General features: G+C 57.7%; 1 pseudogene. It reads right to left on the reverse strand.

Going from position 1 to position 1005, the window contains the following annotated elements:
* Nucleotides 1-967 (reverse strand): annotated as a pseudogene (locus tag QDY28_RS30885) (group II intron reverse transcriptase/maturase); the annotation flags it as partial.
* Between the last annotated feature and the right edge of the window lie 38 nt (nucleotides 968-1005).

Consider the following 1005-nt stretch of genomic DNA (forward strand, 5'->3'; position numbering starts at 1 on the left):
AAAACGAGCGAATATCCGCGTCCAGTATCCAGTTGATCTTCCGCTTGTCGATCCCAACCCACAAGGCGTCCAGCGCGTCATGCTGCCCCCTTCCTTGCCGGAACCCGTATGAGAAGCCGAGGAAGTCTTGCTCATAGATCGCGCTCAGAACCGTGGACACGGCCATCTGCACGACCTTTTCTTCCAACGCTGCAATACCGAGGGGACGTAGTCTTCCGTCATTCTTCGGAATGTAGACCCGTCGGGACGGCTGTGCGCGATATGCACCGGATTGAATTTCCCGATGTAATTCGTGCACGCGCCCTTCGAGTGTCTTCTCATAGTCGTACCACGTCACGCCGTCCACACCGCTCGCCGCCTGCTTGCGAAGCGCATGAAAGCTCTCCACCAATAGCGTCGGAGTGATGTGGTGCATCAGCGTCGTGAAACGCATCTTCGGGTTCCGCTTGGCGGCCTCCCGTACACCGTCGATCCCCATCGAAACGTGTTTGATCCGGCTCTGTGTCCGGCACGCTGGAGTTTCGAAGGCGTTCCCTCCGACTACACCCCTTCCCTCCATTGCCTCCGCAGGATCATCTCCCTTGTTCGGCAACTTCCCCGGTACTATGGGTGTATCCGACTTCTCATCAGCGTCGATGACTGGCTTGCGGTCAACGACCTTCCCAGTCCCGTCCAGTCCATTTGCACTGGACACCGATGAGATMTCGCTGCTTCCGTATGAAAGACTTCCCGGCATGCACAGGGTCTCCGACCGCGCGGGATCGGGGCATGGCTTGCGATTGACGCCATGCACCGTGTTGCCTTCCGCTTCGCTTAACAGCGTCGGCATCCCGGATTTTTCATTTCGCGGCTCTATGGCTGGCCTGCCGGTTTCCCCTGTCAACGCTTCGACGCATACCTCGYGATGTGCGCCGCATGACTCGGGGTCAGAGTGATTCGCCACTTCTTCTCCGTACTGAACTTTCATCAACTATCTTTCATCGGCTTTGCAGCCGCACTAAGCGC

The sequence above is a fragment of the Rhizobium sp. BR 362 genome (assembly GCF_036528765.1).
Lineage (GTDB): Bacteria > Pseudomonadota > Alphaproteobacteria > Rhizobiales > Rhizobiaceae > Rhizobium.